Annotated in this window: 20 protein-coding genes, 1 tRNA gene and 1 pseudogene; 20 read left to right on the top strand and 2 right to left on the bottom strand. The window is 42.1% G+C overall.

The features are described from left to right. Window positions 1-127 precede the first annotated feature (127 nt). Window positions 128-337: pseudogene (locus tag ACYQ2O_RS02830) on the top strand (sensor histidine kinase); the annotation flags it as partial. 13 nt (window positions 338-350) lie between these two features. Continuing rightward, window positions 351-986, top strand: coding sequence for a response regulator transcription factor (locus ACYQ2O_RS02825; RefSeq protein WP_091268687.1), 636 nt, complete (start codon window positions 351-353; stop codon window positions 984-986). 55 nt (window positions 987-1,041) lie between these two features. Here ACYQ2O_RS02825 and rnjA read toward each other — a convergent pair whose 3' ends face one another. Then, on the bottom strand, window positions 1,042-2,712 hold the full coding sequence (gene rnjA / locus ACYQ2O_RS02820) for a ribonuclease J1 (protein ID WP_459795937.1): 1,671 nt from the start codon (window positions 2,710-2,712) through the stop codon (window positions 1,042-1,044). Window positions 2,713-2,958: 246 nt separating this feature from the next. Here rnjA and ACYQ2O_RS02815 point away from each other — a divergent pair, with 246 nt between their 5' ends. From ACYQ2O_RS02815 to ACYQ2O_RS02805, 3 genes are all read left to right on the top strand, one after another. After that, entirely contained in the window at window positions 2,959-3,738 is a 780-nt protein-coding gene (locus tag ACYQ2O_RS02815; protein WP_459795936.1) for a Cof-type HAD-IIB family hydrolase, read from the top strand. A 104-nt stretch (window positions 3,739-3,842) separates the two neighbouring features. Next, window positions 3,843-3,915 (top strand) — tRNA-Ala (locus ACYQ2O_RS02810). 43 nt (window positions 3,916-3,958) lie between these two features. Beyond that, on the top strand, window positions 3,959-5,296 hold the full coding sequence (locus ACYQ2O_RS02805; RefSeq protein ID WP_459795935.1) for a DUF1576 domain-containing protein: 1,338 nt from the start codon (window positions 3,959-3,961) through the stop codon (window positions 5,294-5,296). 104 nt (window positions 5,297-5,400) lie between these two features. Here ACYQ2O_RS02805 and def read toward each other — a convergent pair whose 3' ends face one another. Continuing rightward, the gene (def, locus tag ACYQ2O_RS02800; protein WP_459795934.1) at window positions 5,401-5,976 is read right to left on the bottom strand and encodes a peptide deformylase; all 576 of its coding nucleotides are present in this window, start codon (window positions 5,974-5,976) and stop codon (window positions 5,401-5,403) included. A 442-nt stretch (window positions 5,977-6,418) separates the two neighbouring features. Here def and pdhA point away from each other — a divergent pair, with 442 nt between their 5' ends. The 15 genes from pdhA to holA all read left to right on the top strand — a co-directional run bounded on the left by pdhA (window position 6,419) and on the right by holA (window position 22,374). Beyond that, a complete protein-coding gene (gene pdhA / locus ACYQ2O_RS02795; RefSeq protein ID WP_346024609.1) occupies window positions 6,419-7,525 on the top strand; it encodes a pyruvate dehydrogenase (acetyl-transferring) E1 component subunit alpha in 1,107 nt (368 codons plus the stop codon). A gap of 2 nt (window positions 7,526-7,527) precedes the next feature. After that, on the top strand, window positions 7,528-8,505 hold the full coding sequence (locus tag ACYQ2O_RS02790) for an alpha-ketoacid dehydrogenase subunit beta (protein ID WP_346024610.1): 978 nt from the start codon (window positions 7,528-7,530) through the stop codon (window positions 8,503-8,505). A 126-nt stretch (window positions 8,506-8,631) separates the two neighbouring features. After that, window positions 8,632-9,984, top strand: coding sequence for a dihydrolipoamide acetyltransferase family protein (locus ACYQ2O_RS02785; protein ID WP_459795933.1), 1,353 nt, complete (start codon window positions 8,632-8,634; stop codon window positions 9,982-9,984). Window positions 9,985-9,996: 12 nt separating this feature from the next. Then, on the top strand, window positions 9,997-11,403 hold the full coding sequence (lpdA, locus tag ACYQ2O_RS02780; protein WP_346024612.1) for a dihydrolipoyl dehydrogenase: 1,407 nt from the start codon (window positions 9,997-9,999) through the stop codon (window positions 11,401-11,403). 140 nt (window positions 11,404-11,543) lie between these two features. Further along, on the top strand, window positions 11,544-12,326 hold the full coding sequence (locus ACYQ2O_RS02775; protein ID WP_459795932.1) for an inositol monophosphatase family protein: 783 nt from the start codon (window positions 11,544-11,546) through the stop codon (window positions 12,324-12,326). 186 nt (window positions 12,327-12,512) lie between these two features. Beyond that, window positions 12,513-14,345: a translational GTPase TypA gene (gene typA / locus ACYQ2O_RS02770; RefSeq protein WP_346024402.1), complete on the top strand. Its 1,833-nt coding sequence runs from the start codon at window positions 12,513-12,515 to the stop codon at window positions 14,343-14,345. 121 nt (window positions 14,346-14,466) lie between these two features. Beyond that, window positions 14,467-14,742 carry a DUF1507 family protein gene (locus ACYQ2O_RS02765; protein WP_459770253.1) on the top strand — a complete coding sequence of 92 codons (276 nt, stop codon included), beginning with the start codon at window positions 14,467-14,469 and terminating at the stop codon, window positions 14,740-14,742. 69 nt (window positions 14,743-14,811) lie between these two features. Continuing rightward, window positions 14,812-15,132: a YlbG family protein gene (locus ACYQ2O_RS02760; RefSeq protein WP_346024401.1), complete on the top strand. Its 321-nt coding sequence runs from the start codon at window positions 14,812-14,814 to the stop codon at window positions 15,130-15,132. A gap of 24 nt (window positions 15,133-15,156) precedes the next feature. After that, window positions 15,157-15,714 carry a 16S rRNA (guanine(966)-N(2))-methyltransferase RsmD gene (rsmD, locus tag ACYQ2O_RS02755; RefSeq protein ID WP_346024400.1) on the top strand — a complete coding sequence of 186 codons (558 nt, stop codon included), beginning with the start codon at window positions 15,157-15,159 and terminating at the stop codon, window positions 15,712-15,714. Beyond that, complete coding sequence (gene coaD / locus ACYQ2O_RS02750) at window positions 15,715-16,212, top strand: pantetheine-phosphate adenylyltransferase (RefSeq protein WP_346024399.1); 498 nt, start codon at window positions 15,715-15,717, stop codon at window positions 16,210-16,212. Next, window positions 16,213-17,250 carry a SepM family pheromone-processing serine protease gene (locus ACYQ2O_RS02745; protein WP_346024398.1) on the top strand — a complete coding sequence of 346 codons (1,038 nt, stop codon included), beginning with the start codon at window positions 16,213-16,215 and terminating at the stop codon, window positions 17,248-17,250. It abuts the gene before it with no gap. Window positions 17,251-17,722: 472 nt separating this feature from the next. Beyond that, the gene (locus tag ACYQ2O_RS02740; protein WP_346024397.1) at window positions 17,723-18,391 is read left to right on the top strand and encodes a helix-hairpin-helix domain-containing protein; all 669 of its coding nucleotides are present in this window, start codon (window positions 17,723-17,725) and stop codon (window positions 18,389-18,391) included. 93 nt (window positions 18,392-18,484) lie between these two features. Then, window positions 18,485-18,961, top strand: coding sequence for a ComE operon protein 2 (locus tag ACYQ2O_RS02735; protein WP_346024396.1), 477 nt, complete (start codon window positions 18,485-18,487; stop codon window positions 18,959-18,961). Window positions 18,962-18,974: 13 nt separating this feature from the next. Next, complete coding sequence (locus ACYQ2O_RS02730) at window positions 18,975-21,353, top strand: DNA internalization-related competence protein ComEC/Rec2 (protein ID WP_346024395.1); 2,379 nt, start codon at window positions 18,975-18,977, stop codon at window positions 21,351-21,353. After that, entirely contained in the window at window positions 21,337-22,374 is a 1,038-nt protein-coding gene (holA, locus tag ACYQ2O_RS02725; protein ID WP_346024394.1) for a DNA polymerase III subunit delta, read from the top strand. The genes ACYQ2O_RS02730 and holA overlap by 17 nt, the downstream gene beginning before the upstream one ends. Window positions 22,375-22,509: the final 135 nt, after the last annotated feature.

Genomic DNA, 22,509 nt, shown 5'->3' with positions numbered 1-22,509 from the left:
AAGTCCAATGGGACAACTGAAGAAAATGTTTGGGTAATGAAACACACAGAATGAGCCATTTTAATATTAAAATTGAAGAGTTACCATCTCTAGAAAAAAAGTTTCCGCCAAAGTCTTGACACATACGGAACTGGAAGTCTATTTGACAAAAAACGGAGATACAGTACAGTTAAGTGTTATCGATGATGGCGTCGGTTTTAAAGTGGAAGATAAGAAAGCAGGCAGTTACGGACTACATAATATAAGAGAACGAATCGAAGGCATGGGTGGGAATGTGAGAATCATTTCACTTAAAAATGTCGGCACACGAATTGAGATCAATGTACCAATAGTATAGAGGAGGAGACTATGTGATACGGTTGTTGTTAGTAGATGATCATGAAATGGTACGTCTTGGATTGTCATCCTTTTTTTCAGTACAGGATGATTTTGAAGTGGTTGGAGAAGCCGAGAATGGGGAAATAGGAGTAGAACTGGCGCTTAAGGAAAAGCCTGATATTATTCTGATGGATCTGGTAATGGAAGTGATGGACGGTACAGAAGCTACACAGCAGTTGATGACGCAATGGCCGGAGGCCAAAATCATAATCCTGACAAGTTTCATTGACGATGAAAAGGTATATCCAGCTATGCAGGCAGGGGCCTGTGGGTATATTTTAAAAACATCTACAGCTCAGGAAATTGCAAAAGCGGTCAGGAATACTTATAACGGTGATAATTATATCGAGGACGAAGTCAGTTCAATCATGGAGGAGAAGAAAGAGGAATCCATGAAGCATTATCCTCATGAACTACTGACTAATAGAGAGAACGAGGTGGTTCAGCTTATTTCCAAGGGGTATACCAATCAGGAAATAGCGGATGAGCTTTTTATCACTTTAAAGACAGTCAAGACACATGTCTCTAACATATTATCGAAGCTGGATGTGGAAGATAGAACTCAAGTGGCCATTTATGCATTCAGACACGATCTGGTCAAAGAGTAGATGACTCTTGGGTATAAAAAAGTGAGCAGACATATACGATGTCCGCTCACTTTTTTTAATTTGTTAAAATAACTGGAAGGATGATCGGTCTTCTTTCAGTTTCTGCAAAGAGGAACTGCTTGATATCTTCGATCAGGTCATTCCTCAACTTAAATTCATTGACGGAATTGTGTTCGAATGATTTCCGGATACTCTTATACGCTATTTTCTGAGCATTTTGTATGAGTTCTTCTGATTCTCTCATATATATGAAGCCTCTTGAGATAATATCAGGTCCGGCAAGCACTTCTTTCTTCTTAGGGTCAATGGTGGCTACAACTACAACTAGACCATTATCAGAAAGGATTTTTCGGTCTCTCAAGACGACGTTACCTATATCTCCAATCCCGCTTCCATCTACATAAACATCTTTTGCGTCAAAGTCTCCGGCGCGTCGTGCACTGTCTTCAGTAAATGCGACGATTTGACCGTTATCCAGTACAAAACAGTTTTCTTCAGCTACGCCCGTTTTCTGTGCAAGAGATGCATGGATTTTCTGCATACGATGCTCGCCGTGAATAGGAACAAAGTATTTAGGCTTCATGAGTTGAAGCATCAATTTCTGCTCTTCCTGACCACCGTGTCCTGAAGTATGAATGTTGTTGATTTTTCCGTGGATGACGTTTGCGCCAGCTTCAAGAAGCTGGTTGATGACACGGTTAACGCTGACAGTATTCCCGGGAATAGGAGAGCTGGAGAAAATAACTGAATCTCCAGGCTGGATGGAAATCTGTCTGTGTGTTCCGTTTGCGACACGACTGAGAGCTGCCATCGGCTCACCTTGTGATCCTGTACATAAGATCAGGATCTCATTATCATTGTAACGTTTCAGTTCATTCGGGTGAATGAAGGTGCCTTCTTCTGCCTGGATATACCCAAGTTCCTGACCTGTCTCCATCGCATTGACCATACTTCTTCCAAATACGGCAATTTTTCTTCCAGTCTTGTTAGCCGCTTCGACAACTTGCTGGATTCGTGAAATATTTGAAGCAAATGTCGCAAAGATGATACGGCCATCGATTTTCTTAAGAAGACTGCGAATTGAATCTCCAACTACCTGTTCGGACTTGGTAAAGTTTGGAACTTCAGCATTGGTACTGTCAGACAGAAGGGCAAGAACACCTTCTTCTCCAATTTTAGCCATCTTGTGGATATTTGCGGGTTCTCCAACTGGTGTGAAGTCGAATTTAAAGTCCCCGGTCTGGACAATATTACCATTCGGAGTCTTCACAACGATACCGTATGATTCTGGCACACTGTGAGTAGTTCTGAAGAATGATACAGTAGTCTTTCTGAACTTGGTGACTGTATCTTCATTGACTTCGTGAAGTGTTGCAGAACGCAGCAGGTTGTGTTCGTTCAATTTATTTTTTATTAGAGCCAGAGCAAGTTTATTAGCATAGATAGGGATGTTAAGCTGCTTAAGAAGGAAAGGAATTCCTCCTACGTGATCCTCATGTCCATGTGTAATAAACAGCCCTTTGATCTTGTCCTGATTTTCTATCAGATAGCTGTAATCGGGAATGACATAATCGATACCTAAAAGATCGTCTTCCGGGAACTTAATTCCTGCATCAATAAGAATGATCTCATCCTGGAATTGGACAGCATAGGTATTCTTTCCTATCTCATTCAGTCCTCCTAAGGCATAGACTGCCGTTTCATTGTTCTTGATATTTGGTTTCATATAAACGTCTCCTTATAATGTTTGATTTCAGTTTGCTAATGAATACTTACAAAAAAAGATAAATCTCATCAGGTCTGTATAGTGGGTACTAGCCACTGCTATAAATATATTACCATAATGAAAATAATAAGTATAGGAAGGCAAGTCGTCATCATTGAAACAAACTGTTGATAAAGCATTGAGTAAATGCTGTTTTATGTATATAGTAGGAGAATAGCAGTGAAAAAAGGAAGTGTGTAAATAGATATGACAAACAGGAAATTATTCGTATTTGACATTGACGGCACTCTACTGGACGAGAACAAGCAGATTCCTGACAGTACGAGAGAGGCAGTTAAGAGACTGGCTGAAAATTATGAAGTAGCTATAGCTACTGGCAGAAACCGGACCATGGCTTCAGAAATCATTAAGGAACTGACCATTGAAAACTATATTGTCTGCAATGGTGCAGCTGCATATTATAAGCACGATTCAATCTATACCAATTTTTTAAATAAGGATGAGCTTGATCGCCTTATTAGATTAGCTGACGAGAACGGACATCAAATTGTATATGAAACAGTCGATGAGCTCAAAAGACGAAGCAGCCAGGCAAATAAGAGGATGGAGGAAGGAATGGCTCATGTCGGGTTTCCAGTACCGGAACACGATCATGACTACTATAAGGAACAGTCTCTTGTACAGTGTCTGATTTTTTATACAGAAGAAGAATCCTCATTGTATGAAGATGGACAATTTGATCATTTCAGATTTGTGAGATGGCACGACAAGGGGGTCGATGTTCTTCCTGTTGGAGGATCCAAGTTTTCGACTATTGAACGTCTGGCTGAACACCTTGATATAAGCAATGAAGATATTGTGGCCTTCGGTGACGGATTTAATGATATGGAAATGATTAAACATGTCGGCACTGGTGTAGCGATGGGTAACGCTGAAGATGAGGTGAAAAAAGTTGCTGATCTTGTAACAGCCAGCAGCAGTGAGAATGGTATTCAGCTGGCTCTTGAAAAGTTGGGTTTCAACTGATGAAATGTGTCAATCTTGTGAAAAACGACTGGGAAACCAGTCTTTTTTCTATGATCTTATAGACAAAGTAGGGTCTATGAGTAATAATAAGAAAGTATGACGCAGGGGGTATAGCTCAGTTGGGAGAGCGCTTCGCTGGCAGCGAAGAGGTCGTCGGTTCGAGCCCGTCTATCTCCATTCAACCATCTAGCGTAACTACGCTGAGGAAAGAGGAATTGATGTGACATCTGAAAACCAGCTGCATATTACTCAATACACTGTCATATCACAGAATGTGAAGTATGGCTTTCTGTTAAGTCTGGCACTGTTTTTTGCTTCTCTGGCATTCTTATTCAATACCCCTCAGGAAATCATCACTGGACAGATTACGATCTTAACTTCTCCAGCCAATCTGACAACCGATTATTTTGCACTTTCAAACGTAGGCGCTACGCTTTTTAATTCTGCATTATTGACAGCGCATTCTATTGGTATCATCCGCCTGGCGCGGGCGAAAGTCAACGGTCCGATTATTGCCGCTGTCTTTACAGTAGCTGCCTTTTCATTTTTTGGTAAAAACCTGTATAATTCCATGCCGATCGTTCTGGGTGCTTTTGCTTATGCAAGGGTAACGGAAGTCCCGGCAGAGAAATCCTTGCTGGCCGCTTTATTCGGGACAGCACTTGGACCGCTGGTGAGTGAAGTGACATTCAATATAGGTCTGCCGCTCCCGTTGGGTATTTTTTATGGATACTTAGTCGGATTTGTTGCTGGCTTTATCCTTCCGCCTCTGGCTAAGCACTTTGTCGGGTTTACAAAAGGTTTCAGTGTCTACAACGTTGGTTTCACCAGCGGTATAGTTGGAACAATTTTTACCTCACTTCTGAGAAGTACTGGTAGAGACATTGAACCCGTTTCAATGATATCCAGCGGAAACAATCAGCCATTTACTATCATTTTTTTTACTTTGTTTACTCTGATGCTAGTAGGGGGGCTGTATTTAAATTCCTGGACGCTGAATGGTTATGGCGCACTGATCAAGCATTCCGGCCAGCTGTCCACTGACTTTCTGACTACCAACGGATTCAGTGTTACCCTGATCAATATGGCACTGCTAGGTTTTGTCTCGACATTTTATGTGCTGTTTCATGGCGGAGAAATAAACGGACCGGCTATTGGTGGGATACTTACAGTTGTCGGGTTCGGTGCATTCGGGAAACACCTTGGCAACGTTATTCCTATTCTCATAGGGGTCACCTTGATGGGATATATCAATGGGTACGACATGAGTGCAACATCGGTAGTGATCGCAGGGTTGTTCGGGACGACGATCGCGCCTATAGCAGGTCGCTACGGCATGCTGATCGGTATTCTTGCCGGCGCACTTCACCTTAGTGTCGTCAGCAATACAGGTTATCTGCACGGTGGGATCAATTTATATAATAACGGGTTTGCAGGAGGCTTCGTAGCAGCCATTATGATTCCTCTGCTGGAAGCAATTCAGTATCAGCAGCAGAAGAGAAGACAGCTGAGAGAACCGGTGGATCCTGCGGAAGAAATTAGAGTAGAGGAACGCTGATTTATAAGTTAACCTAAATTGAAAAGACGATAGTCCTTCCGGCCACTTTAAGCCGGAAGGACTATCGTCTTTTTACATTATTATTCAGGTAATTCGCATTCGTATTAGTCTTCTACTGTACCTAGTACATCAATGTCATCTGGCAGTGCCAATGGATTTTCAGGATCGATTCGATCGTAGAACATGATGCCGTTCAGGTGATCGATTTCGTGCTGGACGACAATTGCCGGAAAATCTCTCAGTCGAATGCTCTGTTTGTTCCCGTCCAAGTCAAAGTAATCCACTTTAATCCGCTTGTGTCTCGGGACATAGCCTGGAACTTCGCGGTCGACAGACAGGCAGCCTTCTCCATCTGACAGGCAAGTCTGCTGGACAGAATGACTGATGATTTTAGGGTTGATCATCACAGCGCTGAACTCGGGGGTGCTGTCTTCTTCATCTGCTGAAGGGACATGTACAGCAATCAGTCTTTTAGATACATCGACCTGGGGAGCTGCGATTCCCACTCCAGGTCTCAATTCATACTTTTCAGTAAGTTCAGGATCCTGACTGTTCTTTAAAAACTGAAGCATATCTTCTGCGAGAGACTTTACTTCATGATCTAAAGGAAATTCAATTGCTTCAGCAGTTTGTCTTAAGGTAGGGTGTCCTTCTCTAATGACATCTTTCATAGTTAACACGTATATAACCTCCAATGCTATTACTCTTTTCCTATTCTAACAAATTTGAATGGGTCCCGCACCTCAAATATTCCTATAGTCAAAATAAAAGTATTCTAATAATAAATAGTGATGCGATTCACATGCGAAAAGCTGCGTCTCCTTCCAATGGTACAAAGACATAGCTGTAAGTTCTTTTATATAACAGATAAATTGCCTGTATTACTTTAATTAATGAAGTTCCGGAGGGTATCGTATGGGAAAAGTATAACAGCGTGTTTGTTATAGTTATCACAATGGGCTGTAATTGCTTTAACATCAAGGATTTATACTGCGACACTGCATGAATATCGCTTGCATTAATTCATGAATCATGATAGATTTAGAAAGGAATGGATTAAAATGTAACAGGGGATATTATCTGTTATATTGAACTTTAAAAACAGAGAGGAATGGGTAATCTATGGCAAAGCAACCAGTTGATTACGAAGCATTACTAAGTACAATCGAAGCTTCGTTTCCGATGGTTCAAATTCTGGATAAAGATGGGAAAATCGTCAACGAAGACATTATGCCGGATTTATCTGATGATGAATTAGTAGAATTAATGAGAAGAATGGTGTGGTCACGTGTTCTTCACGATCGCTCAATGGCACTTGCACGTCAGGGAAGACTAGGTTTCTATGCACCTACTATGGGGCAGGAAGCTTCTCAGTTAGCAAGTCATTTTGCATTTAAGAAACAGGACTGGTTCTATCCTGGGTACCGTGATGTACCTCAGTTGATCCAGCACGGTCTACCTGTATCACAGGCTTTCTTATGGTCTCGTGGACATGTAGAAGGAAACAACTATCCTGAAGATTTACACGCTATTCCACCTCAAATCATTATCGGTGCTCAATTTATTCAAGCAATGGGTAATGCCGTGGGACAGAAAATGGCTGGGAAAGAAGATGAAGTGACATTCACTTATACTGGTGACGGTGGATCTTCTCAAGGTGATGTATACGAAGGGATGAACTTTGCCGGACGTTACAAAGCACCTGTCGTATTCTTTATCCAAAACAATGGGTATGCAATCTCTACTCCACGTGAGAAGCAGTCTGCTGCTAACACACTTGCTCAGAAAGCTGCTGCTGCAGGTATCCCTGGTGTTCAAGTTGATGGAATGGACCCACTTGCAGTATATGCTGTTACTAAACAGGCTCGTGAATGGGCTGCTGCAGGAAACGGACCAGTGTTGATTGAAACAATCACGTCACGTTTCGGCCCTCACTCAACTTCAGGTGATGATCCTACACGTTACCGTGAACAGGAATCATTTGACTACTGGGAACAGAGAGATCCACTTATCCGCTTCCGTAACTTCCTGACTGAAAAAGGTCTATGGTCAGAAGAACAGGAAGAAAAACTGATTGAAGAAACTAAAGAAGAAATCAAACAAGCTGCTAAAGAAGCAGATCAAGCTCCTAAGATGAAAATTTCAGACTTCCTGAAAAACATGTACAATGAGCCTGGTCAGAACATTACTGAGCAGATTGAGAAATACGAAGCAAAGGAGAGTAAATAATCATGGCGAATCTTACAATGATTCAAGCAATCACGGAAGCACTTGATCAGGAAATGGCCCGTGATGAAAAAGTCCTGGTTTTCGGTGAAGACGTAGGTAAAAACGGCGGAGTATTCCGTGCGACTCAAGGACTTTTCGACAAGTACGGTGAAGATCGCGTCAGTGATACTCCACTTGCTGAATCTGGTATCGGAGGAATGGCTTTTGGTTTAGCTGTTCAAGGTTTCCGTCCAGTTATGGAAATCCAGTTCTTCGGATTCGTATTCGAAGTAATGGATTCAATTGTTGGTCAAATGGCTCGTACCAGCTACCGTATGGGTGGAAAACTGCACCTTCCGGCAGTTGTTCGTTCACCATTTGGTGGAGGAGTACACACGCCTGAAATGCACGCAGACAGTCTTGAAGGACTAATGGCTCAGTCTCCTGGACTTAAAGTTGTTATCCCTTCAAACCCTTACGATGCAAAAGGTCTTCTAACTTCAGCAATCCGTGACGAAGATCCGGTTGTTTTCCTTGAGCACATGAAACTTTACCGTTCTTTCCGTGATGAAGTTCCTGAAGAACAGTACACTGTACCTCTAGGGAAAGCTGCTGTAGCTAAAGAAGGAACAGACGTAACAGTCGTAGCCTATGGTTACATGGTCCGTGAAGCATTGAAAGCTGCTGAACAGCTTGAAAAAGACGGTGTATCTGTTGAGGTGATCGACCTGCGTACTGTTTCTCCAATCGACTATGAAACTGTTGTAGCTTCTGTTGAGAAAACTGGCCGCATGGTCATGGTTCAGGAAGCTCAGCGCATGGCTGGAGTAGGAAACACGGTTATTTCTGAAGTGTCTCAACGTGCAATCCTTTCTCTGGAAGCACCTATCGGATTCGTTACAGCACCTGATACAGTTTATCCATTCGGACAAGCAGAAAACGCTTGGTTGCCGAACGCTGAGGACATTACTGATTCAATCAAAGAAACCGTTGAATTTTAATATAATTTGATACCGTAACTCAAAAGGAACATTCTTTTTAACTCGATACAAGAGAATAGAAAGATTGTTCCTTATTGAGTAAAGTTAATTTCTTAAATGAAATCATTTTAGAAGGGAAGAAAAATAATGGCTTTTACATTTAAACTCCCTGATGTTGGGGAAGGTATGGCTGAAGGCGAAATCGTCAGCTGGTTAGTTTCTGAGGGAGACACAGTTGAAGAAGGCGATTCGATTGCAGAAATCCAAAACGATAAATCAGTTGAGGAACTAGCTTCTCCAGTTGATGGAACAATCAAAAAATTCTTAGTTGAACCAGGTACAGTAGCTTCTGTAGGAGATCCAATCGTTGAGATCGACGCAGAAGGTCATGAAGGTGGCGAGGAAGAAGCTGATTCAACTGAAGAAGCAGCTGAATCTGAAATGTCATCTGAAGAAACTGCTGCTGGAACAGAAGAAACAGATCCAGCAGGTTCAGAAGGTGCTACTTCCGGTGAGGTAGTTAAAACATCTGATCCGAATAAACGTGTACTGGCTATGCCATCTGTTCGACAATATGCGCGTGAAAAAGATGTAGACATCAGCCTGGTTGAAGCCACTGGTAAAGGTGGACGTACAACTAGAGACGATATCGACAGCTTCCTGCAAGGTGGCGGAGCATCTGCTGAATCTAAATCAGCTGATCGAGGGTCTTCTTCTGAAGAAGGAACTTCAACTGAAAGCAAGCACATTCAACGTGTATCTTCAGAAGCGAAACCATTCAAATCTGGTCGTTCTGATGAAGAAACTAGAGAAAAAATGTCTACTACTCGTAAAGCAATCTCTAAAGCAATGGTCAACAGTTCATTGACAATTCCTTCAGTATCACTGTTCGATGAAGTTGATGTAACTAAATTGATGGCTCACCGCACTAAATTCAAGACGATTGCTGCTGAGCAGGATGTTAAACTGACATTCCTACCTTACATTGTTAAAGCTGTCATCTCAGTTATGAAGAAATTCCCGGTATTGAACTCATCTATCGATGATACAACTGATGAAGTGGTTTACAAAAACTACTTCAATATCGGTATTGCTGCAGATACTGAACAGGGACTTTACGTGCCAGTTGTTTCAGATGCTGACAAGAAATCAATGTTCGACATTGCATCAGAAATTTCAGAACTTGGAGCTAAAGCTCACGAAGGTAAATTGAAATCCAGCGACATGGCTGACGGTTCTATTTCAATTTCCAACATCGGTTCTGTTGGCGGCGGATGGTTCACACCAATCATTAACCACCCTGAAGTTGCTATTCTAGGTGTTGGACGTATCGCTAAAAAAGCGATTGTTAACGACGAAGGTGAAGTCGTTGCTGCTCCAATGCTTGCACTGTCACTAGTATTCGACCACCGAGTAATCGATGGAGCGACAGGTCAGAAAGCTATGAACGAACTTAAACGTCTATTAGCAGATCCTGAATTATTATTAATGGAAGGATAAGGTGAATCGTAAATGGTAGTAGGAGATTTCGCAATTGAACTGGATACAGTAGTTATCGGCGCTGGACCTGGTGGATACGTAGCTGCAATCAGAGCTGCTCAAATGGGACAGAAAGTTGCTATTGTAGAAAAAGAATATATCGGCGGTGTATGCTTGAACGTAGGATGTATTCCATCTAAAGCATTGATCGCTGCTGGTCACAAATACCAGGATTCTCTTGATTCTACATCTTTTGGTGTATCATCTGAGAATGTAACGATCGACTTCGCTAAAACTCAGGAATGGAAGAACAATCAGGTTGTTTCTAAACTGACTAAAGGTGTCGAAGGTCTGCTTAAGAAGAATAAAGTTGAGATCCTTGACGGAGAAGCTTTCTTCGTTGACGAAAACACTCTACGTGTTATGGGTGAAGATAAAGCTCAGACTTATTCTTTCAACAACGCTATTGTTGCAACAGGAAGCCGTCCGGTTGAAATCCCAGGATTTAAATTCGGTGAACGAGTTCTTGATTCAACTGGCGCATTGAACTTATCTGAAATCCCTGGAAAAATGGCTATCGTCGGTGGTGGCTACATCGGTTCTGAATTAGCAGGTGTTTACGCTAACTTGGGTACTGAAGTCACTATCCTTGAAGGTCTGCCATCTATCCTTAATGGGTTTGACAAAGACATGGTCAAACTTGTTGAGAAAAACTTTAAATCACGTGGCGTTGACATCGTTACTGATGCAATGGCTAAAGAAGCTGTTGTTTCAGATAACGGTGTGACAGTTAAATATGAAGCTAAAGGAGAAGAAAAATCTCTTGACGTGGATTATGTCCTTGTTACTGTAGGACGTCGTCCAAACACTGACGAGTTAGGTCTTGAACAGGCTGGCGTTGAAGTTGGAGACCGTGGCCTGATCAAAGTGGACAATCAGGGACGTACGAACGTACCAAGCATCTGGGGAATCGGAGACGTTGTACCTGGACCTGCACTGGCTCACAAAGCCAGCTATGAAGCTAAAATAGCAGCGGAAGCTATCTCAGGTAAGAAAGTAGCAGTAGATTACCGTGCACTTCCTGCAGTAGCCTTCACTGATCCAGAAATTGCTTCTGTCGGTTTAACAGAAAGTGAAGCGAAAGAACAGGATATGGATATTAAAGTCACTAAATTTCCACTTGGCGGAAACGGACGTGCATTGTCTCTTAATGCTACTGAAGGTTTTGTCAGACTGATCACTACAAAAGAAGATAATGTCATTGTAGGGGCTCAGGTTGCTGGAATCAGTGCATCTGACATCATTGCTGAACTAGGTTTAGCTATTGAAAGTGGCATGAATGCTGAAGATATCGCATTGACTATCCACGGACACCCTTCTCTAGGTGAAACAGTTATGGATGCTGCAGAAGCGGCTTTAGGATTACCAATCCACATGTAAGATTAAACATCTGGTTAGAAAGACCTTTAGTATGACTAAAGGTCTTTCTTTCTGTACATAGTCATAGTCACCGAAGATTTTGCATTTTATCTTCACTTTTATTACAATAGACCTATTCAATCGACACAGAAGAGGAGAAGATGATGACCCAATCAGAGAATAGACACGCATTGATTCTACAATGGTTGAAAGAAATCAAATTATATATTTTAGAACAGAAAAATAGTGATTTAGACGTTGAGCAGAAAACAGCAGATAATGATCTGGTAACAAAAATGGACCGCTCGATAGAAGAGCAGCTGGTAGAGAAGATCCGCAGGCATTTTCCTGAAGATAAAGTTGTAGGTGAAGAAGGCTTTGGGGACGGAGTTTCGAGTATGAATGGAACTATCTGGTTTATTGACCCAATTGACGGAACGCTGAACTTTGTCAAGCAGCAGGAAAACTACGCCGTTATGATTGCAGTTTATGAAGAGGGAGTAGGCCAGGCTGCTTACGTATATGACATTACCCGTGACAAATTGTACAGCGCAACTAAAGGGGAAGGGGTTAGTTGCAACGGTCAAAGGTTAGCTGAACCTGCGAACCTTTCACTCAGAGAGGGACTGATTGCAGCCAGTTCTGCACTGATGATGAGAGAAGATAAAACAATTATACGTGAGATTGGAAATACGAGCATGGGAGTACGTATGCTAGGATCTGCTGGACTTGAGAGTGTAGAGGTAGCTAAGGGGAGTGTAGTGGCTTATGTGGCTTCTAATCTCAAACCTTGGGATGTCGCTCCTGGACTTGTATTTATGGAAGAGCTGGGGATGTCTGCAGTGACGTTTACTGATGAACCGATCGATCTCCTGATTAACAATGACATTGTCTTTTCGACAAAAAATGCACACAAAGACATTATTAAGATGCTTAACGCTTAAAAAACGTTGTACATGTCTTCTAATTACTGATATAATATTCTCTGCAACAATACAGGATATATGGGAAACATTTATTCTTGAGTTAGGTATTCAGGAGTAAGTGTTTTTTTTGTGAAAGTATATGAAAGTGTTATGAAAACACTATAAGCCAATTATTGATTTAGAACCACAAACTGGAGGAAATTTATGAATAGACGAGATGATATAAGAAATATTGCAATTATTGCCCACGTTGACCACGGAAAAACTACCTTGGTTGACGAACTGCTGAAACAGTCGGACACTCTGGACGCGCACAGCGAACTAGGGGAAAGAGCTATGGATTCCAACGATATCGAAAGAGAACGTGGTATTACGATTCTTGCGAAAAACACAGCAGTTAAATACAAAGATCACCGTATCAATATTTTGGATACCCCAGGACACGCCGATTTCGGTGGAGAAGTGGAACGAATCATGAAAATGGTTGACGGTGTTATTCTTGTCGTGGATGCTTATGAAGGAACGATGCCTCAGACACGTTTTGTTTTAAAGAAAGCTTTGGAAATGAAACTTCGTCCACTAGTTGTCGTAAACAAAATTGATAAAGATACAGCTAGACCAGCCGAAGTGGTTGACGAAGTATTAGATTTGCTGATCGAACTGGATGCTGACGAAGAGCAGCTGGAGTTCCCTGTTATCTATGCCTCTGCAATCAACGGAACAAGCAGCTATTCTGCAGACTTGAGCACTCAAGAAAAAACGATGGAACCAGTCTTTGAAAGTATTCTTAAAGAAGTTCCATCTCCAGTAGATAACAGCGAAGATCCGCTGCAGTTCCAGGTCTCCCTTCTTGATTATAACGATTATGTCGGCCGTATTGGAATTGGGCGAGTTTTCCGTGGAACCATTAAAGTTGGAGACAACGTTACATTAAGTAAGCTTGACGGCACAACTAAGAATTTCCGCGTAACCAAGTTGTTTGGATACCTCGGTTTACAGCGTGTTGAAATTGAATCAGCTAAAGCGGGCGATCTGATTGCTGTTTCAGGCTTTGAAGATATCTTCGTTGGAGAAACAGTAACACCTGTTGACCATGTGGACCCGTTACCGATTCTAAGAATTGATGAACCAACATTGCAGATGACTTTCATCGTAAACAACTCTCCATTTGCTGGTAGAGAAGGTAAATTTGTGACTTCCCGTAAAATTGAAGAGCGCTTGATGCTTCAGTTACAAACGGACGTATCATTAAAAGTAGAACAGACAGACTCTCCTGATGAATGGATCGTTTCAGGAAGAGGAGAACTGCACCTGTCCATTCTTATAGAAAACATGAGAAGGGAAGGCTATGAACTGCAAGTTTCCAGACCAGTGGTTATCATAAGAGAATTTGACGGCAAGAAATTTGAACCGTTCGAAAGAGTTCAAATCGATACTCCAGAAGAATACATGGGTAGTGTCATTGAAAACCTGGGAACTAGAAAAGCAGAAATGCAGGATATGATTCATACTGGAAATGGACAAGTACGTTTAATTTTCCTTGCTCCTGCTCGTGGACTGATTGGATTCACAAATGAATTCCTATCTATGACACGCGGTTACGGAATACTGAACCATACATTTGACCAGTATCTACCAATGCTAAGCGGGAAAACAGGTGAACGTAGAAATGGTGCACTTGTGTCGATGGAGAATGGTGTCGCTACAACATACGGAATTATGAACCTGGAAGATCGAGGAGTAATCTTCGTAGAGCCGGGTACTGAGATTTACGAAGGGATGATCGTTGGTCAGCATAACCGCGACAATGATCTGGCTGTTAACCTGACGAAGGAAAAACAGAAAACAAATATCCGTTCAGCAAATAAAGACCAGACTAACGTTATCAAACGTCCAAGAATCATGACCCTTGAAGAATCACTTGAATTCCTGGCTGATGATGAGTATTGTGAAGTAACGCCTGAATCAATCAGACTGAGAAAGAAAATACTGAACAAGAATGAACGTGAAAAAGCAGCCAAGAAATCTAACAGCTAATCAGTTCGTATGATAGTCTAGTGCTGAACTCCGTGTCATACAGCCTTTCACATTCCTGAGCAGTATGCTATACTAATGTAAGTTATAGACTACTTATGGATGATAAGGAAAGGAAATGCCTATGGATCAGCTGCAAACTGCTCTAGCTAAAGATGTTCTTAACGAAGATGCGAAAAAGATATCATCACTGATTGAAAATCAGCAGCATCTTTGTGTATCGTGTCCTGCTTTTGAAGAAGTCATAGATACTCAAATGTTCGGATTTTCGAAGAAAGTAGAATTTGCTATCGCTATGGGTATGATTGATGAAGAAGAAGGGCATCTGATGCTCGGGACCCTTGAGAAACATTTAAATGATGTTTACTCAGAGGCTTTTAACTCTAACCAAAATGACTGAAACTTAAAAAACCCTCTCACAAAGAGGGTTTTTTTGATATAATGAAAAAAACTCTTGAAGGTGAATTTAATGAGCGAACAAAAAAATGGAAGAGCCGGGCTTATCGTATGGCTTTATACTACAAAATATGTAAATAAACTAAAACGTTATGGGCTAGTGCACTATGTATCTAAAAATATTAATTACGCAGTTCTGTATGTGAACAAGGACGAACGTGAAGATCTGAGTAGAACCATCAGCAAACAGCATTTCGTCAGAAAAGTGGAAAATGCCTACCAGTGCGAGCTGCCGAAGACATTTGACGGTGTTCTCGACAAAGTGACGGAGATGACAAAGAAAAAAACTGAACTTGAAAAATCTGAACTGGAAACACCCAGACGAGTCATTTAATTATAAGATAAAGGATGGAAATATATGCGTGTAATCTCCGGTGAGTATGGTGGGAGACCCTTAAAAAGCTTAAAAGGATCGAACACCAGACCAACGACGGATAAAATCAAGGAATCTCTCTTTCATATGATAGGTCCTTATTTCAGTGGAGGAACTGCACTTGATCTTTATTCCGGAAGCGGCTCTCTTGGAATAGAAGCGGTCTCAAGGGGTATGGATAAAGCCTATCTGGTGGATATCAATCAGTCAGCTGTATCTGTGATCAATGAGAACGTAAAAATGACCAGGGAAGAAGATAAATTTACAGTATGGAAAAAGAAAGACAGGCAGGCGCTTGCTAGTTTTAAAACAGCAGAAGAAACATTTGACTTAGTGTTTCTGGATCCTCCTTATGCGAAGCAGCAGATAGAAGAGGTTATCGGACTTCTGGTATCGTATGAGCTTCTCAAACCGGACGCACTGATTGTATGTGAAACGGATAAACACGTCCTGATCACTCCTACCAGTCACAGGCTGGCAGTATATAAAGAAAAGACATATGGTACCACTAAACTGACTATATTTGAATGGGTGGAAGAATAAGTGAAAAAAGCAATGTACGTCGGCAGTTTTGACCCTGTGACAAGTGGACATGTCAATATTCTTGAACGTGCGTCACGACTGTTTGATGAAGTTGTCGTAGTCGTCAGTGCCAGTACAGCGAAAAAATACTGGTTCTCAGTCGATCAGCGTGTTGACATGATCCGAACCGCTCTTGAGAATAACGGAGTCAGACAGGTGAGTGTAATGGCTCACGACGGTCTGACCGTTTCTCTTGCAGAAGAACTGGATATTTCCATATTGATCAGAGGTATCCGGTCAATTAAAGATATGGAATATGAGGTAGATATCGCGACCTTGAATAAGATACAGAATAATAATATCGAGACAGTCTTTCTGATATCCGATGAACAGTATCGGTCGATCAGTTCGACTATGGTCAAGGAAATTGCCTATTACAATGGGAAAATCGATTCACTCGTTCCTTCTAATGTAGCTGGGGCACTTGTAGATGCAGTAATTAAAAGGCGGTCCTCTTAAGTGAAAAAAAGAAAAATTATTAAAGGTATAATCTATGCCACTGTTTTCTACTTCTTTTTCTTTGTGCCGATTCCTTATTATATTGAAAGACCGGGTAGTGCCGTTGAAATAAATCCGCTGATTGAAGTCGAAGGTGTAGTGGAACCTGTCGATGGAAGGTATATGCTGACGACAGTCGAAATGTTTCAGGCAACGCCTTTCACCAGCTTTTTCCAGTTCCTCCCTTTTCACTCCGGTGTCTGGGAGAGTCAGTTACTTGGTCAGATAGATGATTATGAAGAATACCGGACTATGCAGAGGTATTTCATGAGCAATTCGATCGATATGGCGAAAGTCGCTGCATTCGAGGAAGCAGGCTTGCCTTATGACATCGACTACCGAGGCGTATATGTAATGAGTATATCAGACGAGTCTCAGTTTGAAGACGAGCTCTTTCCAGGAGACAGTATTCTGGAACTGAACGGTGAGCGCTTTGAAAACACTCAGCAATTCGTTGATAGCGTAAGTGGGAAGGATGCAGGAGATACGGTCTCCCTTCTCATTGAAAGAGATGGCGAAGAACTGACAGTCGCTGGTGATCTTGTCGTGCTTGAAAGTACGGGTCAGCCAGGTATTGGAATTACTCTTGTGACCAGGACACAAGTAGAAACTGATCCGACAGTAGCCATCAACTCTGGAAATATAGGTGGCCCCTCAGCAGGATTGATGTTTGCCTTGGAAGTCTATACACAGATTACAGATTTCCCCTTAAATAACCTGCAGGTAGCTGGAACTGGAACCATCAATGAGTTCGGGGAAGTTGGTCGTATTGGTGGCGTCGATAAAAAAGTCGTAGCTGCTGACAGAGAAGGGGCAGATATCTTCTTTGTACCGGACGATCACGTAGATGAGGAGACGATTGCTCTTATACCGGATTACGTGTCGAATTATTATCTTGCCTTGGAAACAGCTGAAGCAATTGATACAGAGATGGAAATCGTTCCTGTACAACATATCAGCGATGCCATCAGCTATTTGGATCAGCTGGTTGGTGATTAAGGTACAGCTGAACAGCGCTTTAAATTATAGAAAACCGCAAATCTGGGTGTCCTCCCGAGATTTGCGGTTTTTGTATTCTTAGAACGGCTTTCTTTTAGATGTATTTTAGATAATCTGCGAATAAATACATCAGACAAAACGGTGATAAAGAGATTCTATAATTGAAGAATCTCATCTAGAGGATGGTAATCTCAGCAGAAGATATCTTTTGATGATCGAATAGCTGCTTGATTCATTTTAAGACTCACTCAATTCATCCGTTATGTCTGGTCTGAACTGGTTTTAAGACGTTTCTTAGAACCAACTCGTTGCAACTAAAAGCTCGAGTCTGTCGCAAGAGTTGTCTTAGCAACAACTCCCTATGCCTGAAAACTTATTGCTTCACTCAATCCATTACAAAAAAACGACATTAATTTAGTGAGTTTTAGCTTAAATGGTAAATATGTATAGTATGACCAGAAGGGAGAGTGAAGTGGGTACGTTTGAAAAATTAAAACCATTTATCATTACTGCAGTGGCTGCGGCAGCTATTGCTTTAGTAGGCTACAGACTGCTTATAATAAAGCAAGCTCCGTACGAGCAGCTGCCGGCGAGTGAGGAGCAGACGCTGGATAGCTTGTTGTCAGCAGATGAGCTTCCTAAAGACGAAGGCGGAGACAATATTGTGGATGCAGCCTCACCCAATACCGACAAGGGTCAAGTATCGACTGTATTTGTAGACGTGAAAGGGGCGGTCAACAAACCCGGTGTCTACGAAATGCAGTCTGGACAGCGTGTAGTGGATGCTGTCCAAGTTTCTGGAGGAACAGTGGAGCAGGCGGAGGTGAAAGCAGTCAATTTCGCCCAGCTCCTATATGATGAAATGGTCATTTACATTCCATATGAAGGAGAAGCGGCTGATCTCCCACTCTTTGAGATCAGCCCGTCCGGAGAAGAGACAGATAAAGGTAAAATAAACATCAACACTGCGGGAGTAGGAGAGCTGTTGGATTTAAATGGCATAGGACCGCAGAAAGCAGAAGCTATTGTTATTTATAGGGAAGAACAAGGTCCATTTGAAAAACCAGAAGACATCGTAAATGTATCGGGAATAGGAGAAAAGACGTTTGAAAAAATCCAGGATCAGATTATCGTACACTGACAGAGAATATTGCTTCACAAGTTCCGCTCTTGTATACTGTATAAATAGGTTAGACACTGAACATATTGAACACATTTGACAAGGAGTGACAAGATGAATGAGAGAATACCATGGGACCAGTACTTTATGTCTCAGAGCATGCTTCTATCCATGAGAAGCACCTGCTCGAGACTTGCAGTGGGTGCCACGATCGTCAGAGACAAACGAGTGATTTCCGGGGGCTACAATGGATCGGTAAGCGGTGATGTTCATTGCATCGATGAAGGCTGTTTTGTCGTCGACGGACATTGTGTGCGAACAGTCCATGCAGAAGCTAATGCGCTGCTTCAATGTGCCAAGTTCGGTGTGAAAACTGAAGGAGCCGATCTCTACGTCACTCATTTTCCTTGTCTGCAATGTACAAAACAGCTTATACAGAGCGGGATTCAAAAAATATATTATCTGAATGATTATCGAAACCATCAGTATGCCGTTGAATTGCTTGAAAAAGCCGGTGTCCTGACGGAAAAAATATCTGTACCGACGGATTTCTTCAAAACAATCGAGCAAGTTTACACTAATCCTGTTTAATAATTCCTGACTAGTGATCAGAGGAAGACTGATTATCTTTTCTATTCTGATAGGTTTACTGGTATCGTATATCCTGACCGGGTATACTGTGCTTCTTCTCATACTCATCAGCGCCATGATTAAAACAGTAAGGTCTGCGGACCGTCGTCTGACAGGACTGATTATTTTCAGTCTAGCTGTCGTCACTATCCGTATGCACGCAGCTGACGACCAATTTGATCCGTCGGACTCTATTCCAGAAGACTCCTATCTTGTTGAAGTTAAGCAGACAAGTTGGACCGTAGATGGTGATCGTCTTCGTTTTCAAGGATTGGCAATGAACGAAAAGGTCAGTCATGAAGTCATGGTGGTACACCGATTATCCAGCGAACAGGAAAAAGAAGAACGCAGAGCACTTATTCCATCTCACTTGTTGATTGAAGGCGAGTTAAACCAGCCAGGTCAGGCAACCAACTTCAATCAGTTTGATTATCGGACCTATCTGAATCGAAAGAATATAACCTATGTTCTGTATACGAATGAGATAGAAGACATTGACCTTGCGCCATCCTTTTTAGAACGGGCCTACAAAACAGATTCGCTTAGACAAGACCTGCTGAATTATTGTGACCGGATCTTTCAGCCGACTACCGGACGCTATATCAAAGCATTGATATTTGCAGACAGGCGGGAACTGGGAGCGGAAGTGACCGAGACCTTCAAGAAGTTAGGAATCATTCATCTTCTTAGTATTTCGGGACTACATGTCTCACTGCTGATTGGTATGATGGACCGAATTATGACTGGTATGACTGTGACCAGAGAGTCGAAGAGACTGGTCTTTCTTTTCATCCTGCCGGTGTTCTACATATTAGCGGGTTTTGGCATAAGCATATACCGGGCGGCCATGCAGGCATGGATCCGATACCTTTCCGATACTCTCGACTGGCACCTGACATCGCTTGACTGTTGGGGACTCACATTCTGTCTTGCCGTGTTTGTACGGCCAGTGATCATCTTTTCAGTGGGCTTTCAGCTGAGCTTTCTTATGAGCTTCATCCTTCTGTTTCTTTCTGATCAGGCCTTTTTCAGGGAGCTGTCGGGAATAAAGCAGATAGTTCTCGTCAACTGTGCACTATTCGCTTTTTCCGTACCAGTTCTCAGCTTTCATTTCTACGAGCTGTCCTGGGGCGTGCTCTTTTTAAACAGTCTGTTCGTACCGTATGTCACCTATCTTCTTATGCCAGCGCTTCTCATTCTTTTCGTTACCTCACCGCTTCTTGCACTTACTCAATTCGGGCTTATTCTGGATGAACTGGTCAGGTGGGTGATTGTCATTATGGAAAAGGCGAGTCTGATCATTGATCAGGCGATGTCACTGATGGTCGTCACAGGAAGGTTCAGTGGTACCATGATTGTACTATGGATCGTCTTCTGTATTTTAGGACTGCTTCAAGTGGAAAAGAGTAAAAAGTTAATTTCTACCATACCGGTTGCAGCTTTGCTCCTGCTGCTTATAAATGTGAATACCTATTCACCGATCGGCCAGGTTATGATGATCGATGTGGGTCAGGGCGATGCAGTTCTGATTAAAGAACCATTCGGGAGAGGATCTGTTCTGATCGACACTGGAGGCTTACAGGTATGGAATGAAAAGGAAGAGTGGCAGATCAGAAGCAATGACTATACGCTGGGAGAAGAGGTACTGATTCCTGTGATGAAAAGTCTGGGAATCAGAACACTCGATCAGCTGGTGATTACCCATCCGCATTGGGACCATTATGGTGCCATGAGCGAACTTATCCATTCCTTTCCTGTGAAGACGTTGGTGATGAATGACTTTACAAAAAACCACTCAGCCTTTCGACAGTCTCTTTCCCAGATAAAGGAAGGTGCCTTGAACGTTCGAATTATAAAACCCGATGAACCTGTGAAGCTGACAGATCAGCTTCATGTCATTCATGACAACTGGACAGACCAGACGAATGAAAACAACCAGTCTATCGTTCTGCTGGGCAGATATGGAAGACTGGACTGGCTGTTTACGGGAGACATAGAGGAAGTAAGAGAAAAGAATATAATGAAGCACTTCCCTGAACTGAATGCCGATGTACTGAAAGTTGCTCACCATGGTAGTAGGACGTCTACACACGAAGCATTTTTAAAACAGATCGACCCTGACTATGCTCTGATATCTGTTGGGGAGAACAACCGATTCGGTCATCCTTATCGGGAAAAAATCGATCAGCTGAGCGGGTATCCGGTCTCTCTGTTTCGAACCGACGAGAATGGGGGCATACGCTATACCTATTCGGACCTCAAGTATCTGGACAATTACCTTCAGAAAAAAGGGGCATTTAACGTAATGACTGATAACGATAGTAAGGAGTCAAATGATGAAAACAGCTTTTAAGCAACTGAAATCCATTTCCAATGATAAGCTCAACAGCTGTTATCTGATCTGGGGAACAGAAGAACTTCTCCTGGATAACGCTGTAAAAGCCTTCAATGAGAGAATGGAAGAAGACAATGAAGACCCGATGAACATCTACCATTTCGATCTGTCCGACACCCCGATACAGGATGTCATTCATGAAGCTGAAAGTTATCCTTTTTTCGGGGGTAATAAGCTGATCATTGTACATGACAGCTATATCTTTACAGGAAAAAAGGTGACACATTCCTTTACTCATGAAATTGAGCAGCTGGAAAGGTATATCAATGATCCTTCTGAGTTTTCAGTTCTGGTTTTTCTATCACCTTATGATAAGCTGGATAAGCGGAAGAAAATAACCAAACTTGTATTGAAGAAGGCTGAAGTAATTGAAGCCAATCCGGATAAGCAGACGGATGTAAAAGAATATGCGCTGTCTTTTTTCAGTCAGAAAGGATTGTCGATTTCCAGAGAAGGAGTAGATCTTTTAGTTAATCTGACCGATCATAATCTGACTCGAACGATCAGAGAAGCGGAAAAGCTGGCCTTATACCACTCAGGAGAAACGGCAGTATCGATCGATGCGATTCATCAGCTGGTATCCAAGTCACTGGAACAGAATATCTTTGAGCTGAACGAACGCGTACTTAAAAAAGATGTCGGTGGATCGATCCAGCTTTATCAGGATCTGCTGACTCAGAAAGAAGACCCTGTAAAGATTTTAGCTTTGATGATCAGTCAGTTCAGACTGCTCCTGCAGGTGAAGATACTTAAGAACAAGGGATATCAGCAGTCTGATATCGCAACGATACTGAAAGTGCACCCTTATCGTATAAAACTGGCTGTACAGAAACAGCAGAAGTTTCCTCAGTCTGTACTGTCTCAAGCGCATCACATGCTTATAACTGCAGACCATGAAATAAAGACTGGAAAGGTTGATCCTGAGCTGCAAATCGAGCTGTTTATATGGAAATTCTCCAAACTGCAGGAGAAGTTATAAGCAATGAATGAAAAAATCATTGAAAAAAGCTTGCAGATATTGTAAAATGGGGAATGTTGAATAAATCAACTGTTAAGGTTGTCATTTATTGCAGGATGTGAGCAATAATCTGTAGACCAATTTAATTGAGACGAT

It is taken from the genome of Alkalibacterium sp. m-11 (assembly GCF_054658155.1).
The sequence above is the reverse complement of the archived record's forward strand: the minus strand, read 5'-3'. Positions and strand labels throughout refer to the sequence as shown.